Annotated in this window: 5 protein-coding genes and 1 pseudogene; all 6 read left to right on the top strand. The window is 32.5% G+C overall.

Annotated elements, in window-relative coordinates:
* Positions 1-74: 74 nt before the first annotated feature.
* Positions 75-671 (top strand): helix-turn-helix domain-containing protein, encoded by a 597-nt coding sequence (locus BHE89_RS13380; protein ID WP_286146130.1) that lies wholly within the window; start codon positions 75-77, stop codon positions 669-671.
* A gap of 177 nt (positions 672-848) precedes the next feature.
* A pseudogene (locus BHE89_RS27095) lies at positions 849-926 on the top strand (hypothetical protein); the annotation flags it as partial.
* 12 nt (positions 927-938) lie between these two features.
* Positions 939-1,298, top strand: a complete 360-nt coding sequence (locus tag BHE89_RS25785; RefSeq protein WP_286146129.1) for a hypothetical protein — start codon at positions 939-941, stop codon at positions 1,296-1,298.
* A 67-nt stretch (positions 1,299-1,365) separates the two neighbouring features.
* The gene (locus BHE89_RS25780; RefSeq protein WP_286146128.1) at positions 1,366-2,019 is read left to right on the top strand and encodes a hypothetical protein; all 654 of its coding nucleotides are present in this window, start codon (positions 1,366-1,368) and stop codon (positions 2,017-2,019) included.
* Positions 1,997-2,371 (top strand): hypothetical protein, encoded by a 375-nt coding sequence (locus tag BHE89_RS25775; RefSeq protein WP_286146127.1) that lies wholly within the window; start codon positions 1,997-1,999, stop codon positions 2,369-2,371. Before BHE89_RS25780 ends, BHE89_RS25775 begins: the two co-directional genes overlap by 23 nt.
* Positions 2,372-2,375: 4 nt before the next feature.
* On the top strand, positions 2,376-3,074 hold a 699-nt coding region (sctW, locus tag BHE89_RS13370; protein WP_128860534.1), incomplete at its 3' end, for a type III secretion system gatekeeper subunit SctW.

Genomic DNA, 3,074 nt, shown 5'->3' with positions numbered 1-3,074 from the left:
TTAAAAAATATATGATGAAGAAAAACGAACTAAAAATTATAAAAGGAAAAGGCTTTTATTTATAAATTCAAAAAATGAAAAATGTTGTTTTTCAGTCTGAAAATCAATCATGGAAAATAGAAAAACGATCATTTTTTATTTGTGCAAGATTATTAGCATTTATTGATTATGCCCGTGATTTTTCAAAAATGACCGCAATAGGATCTGAATTTGATATTAATCAGCAGATTTTTTATATAGACGATGCTAATAAATCGCTAGAATATGTATTAATAAATGAAGCAATAAAACCAGAAAGCCAATTAGAGCCTCTATTTGTCACAATAAGACATAGTGAAAGTTATTGGCTTATTTTACATCTCATTAGTTATTTAGATGAAAAGAAAAGTAATATTGCACAAATTGGAGAGCGATATGGAGTATCAGGTACACATTTTAGACGACTGTGTAAGCGTTATTTAGGTAATTGTGGGAAAAGCCAATTACGTTCATGGCGTGCCGCATCTTCAATTTTAACCACGCTATCAACTGATGAATCATTAACACAAATTGCTGTTGATAATGGATTTAGTTCGGCATCTCATTTTTCTAATGAAATTAAGACGTTATTTGGTATTACACCAACAGAATTTCGTCGAATTGGTCAACATCTTTATGAAAATAAAAAATAAAATTTATTGTGCTATTGGGCTAGCACTATGTTGTAGCTTTTCTTTTCAAATTCAAGCCGCGGAAGGGAAGGTTATTTATACACATCAGGTGAAAAAAACCTGATGTATTTATTGCTGTTGATACACGAGTAGAACAATTTTTTTCTTGTATTATCAGATAAGTTAAATAAACCTTTTATTCTGAGTAATGCTGTAAAAAAGGAAAGAATAACTGGAAATTTTGATATTTCTTCACCAGAAGAAGCATTTGAATTGATGGTGAAACGGTTGTCATTGCTCTATTTTAATGATGGAAAATCAATCTATATTTATGAGAGCAGTGAGATATTACAGGAACTCTTTCAGGTAAAAAACATAGGGTTAATCGAGCTAAAAGAGTATTTACAAGATGTAGGATTATATGATCAGCGCTATCCATTACGTGCAGGTCGAGATCAACGTACTTTTTATATTTCTGGCCCTCCTGTTTATATTAAATTAGTTAAAGCCGCAGCTGTATTTTTAGATAATGATGTACAAGAGCAACTTGATGAAAATACCAATAATCAAGTACCCGTGGGGAGTTCTCGCTATGGGGATGAATTTGTACAGATATTTCCATTAAAAAAATACCTTTGTACAAGATAGAACTTATACTTTACGCGATAAACAAGTCGTGTTACCGGGTATTACGTCTGTCTTACAGCAGCTATTTATGCCCTCTAAAGAAATAACAAGACCAGTGAAAGATCCTCATCAAACGCTAGAAAATAATGATAGTCAGAAATACGATGAAGCGATAAATGATAGTGAAGAAACTAATGCGCCTATTATCACTAAAATAGGACAATATAACGTCGAATTAGTGCCATTACCGGGTTCAAACAGTCTTTTAGTGAAGACAAGTCGAGAGGGGTTGGCATTAATCGGTTCACTTATTGCTCAATTAGATAAACCGAAAAGACAAGTCGAATTATCATTATGGATAATTGATATCTCTAAAAATAAAGCTGATAGCTTAGGTGTTAATTGGCAAGCTAGTTATGGCGCTGGCAAAGGCGGCTTCTTTTTTAACACAGCAAGTTTAAGTGCGGCTTCTGGTTTTAACTTTTTAGGTAAAATAAAAGCATTGAGTGAAGATGGTGAGGCTCAAATGGTATCTCGCCCAATGTTATTAACACAAGAAAATACCCCTGCTATTTTTGATAACAATACAACTTTTTATACTCAAATAAAAGGTGAACGAGTTGCTTCATTAGAATCAACAACATTTGGCACGATGATCAGTGTATTACCTCGTATTGGTGATTCAAATAAAGATATTGAAATGATCATTAATCTTGAAGATGGTGCAGAAAAAAAAAGATGACAATGGGAATGATGAAAGTGTTGAAAAACTTCCTGTGATTAATCGTACAAATATTAGTACTGTTGCTCGTGTTTCGGAAGGTGGAAGCTTATTAATAGGTGGATATACCCGAGAAGATAATGTGAAAGCAGAAAGTAAAGTTCCTTTTCTAAGTGCAATTCCTTTAATAGGTCGAGCTTTCAGGTATGAATCTGATAATAATAAAAAGATGATCCGTATTTTTATGCTACAACCCCGTTTATTAGAAAAGATGCAAACTGAATCTTTAGGCTCTATCACTGAAAATCCATTTGAACCAATGGATAAAAAAACGTCTCAGGCATTAAAACAACTTCAGGCTTTTATGAGGTAATATCATGATTGGACCAATTAGCACCTCAACCTCAACACAGTCTGCACTTAGTAATGTTAGTAAAAAAAGCCAACAAGAAACTGAATATAAACAACCTAAAATTAGTGAAAACCAAAATTATCAAAATCAGTTAATAGAGATATCTGATGATATGTCGATGGTTGCTACTCTTTTTTCACAACGTTTTGGTCAGCTATTAGATAAAAAAGCCAATAGAGGGCAAAGCACATTATATATTGCAGAAGAGGGAGCTGATAAAAAACTAGATAAAGTAATAATGTTATTTAGAAAATCAGGGCGAAGTTTGCAAGAATTGCTCCAATATTTGCGTAAAATCTTTCCAGATGAAAGTGATCTCGTGATGGTTTTACGAGAGTTACTAAGAAAAAAGAAATTAGGTGCGCAATTAAATGCAGGAATTGAGAATGAGATAAATAATCTACTCGAAGGTGAAAATGGAAAGAAAATTCGAGCGGGTATTAATATTGCTTTACAAGCAAAAGCATTTGCTAAGCTGCTTTCTCTTGATGCCTCAACGTTAAGAAACCTTTATCGTAGCTATATTAATCTTGATTTTGAACCTATTTATTTTTTTAAAATGTGGATTGAAGAATATGATCTTAAACAGTGCACTATCATTTTAAATTTTTTAACACAAAGCTTAATTTGTGATATGCAATCACTTATGCCAAGTTGTTCTCAA

Origin of the sequence: Shigella sp. FC1967 (genome assembly GCF_001743005.1) — a bacterium.
Classification (GTDB): domain Bacteria; phylum Pseudomonadota; class Gammaproteobacteria; order Enterobacterales; family Enterobacteriaceae; genus Proteus.
This window is presented reverse-complemented; position numbering and strand designations above follow the sequence as displayed.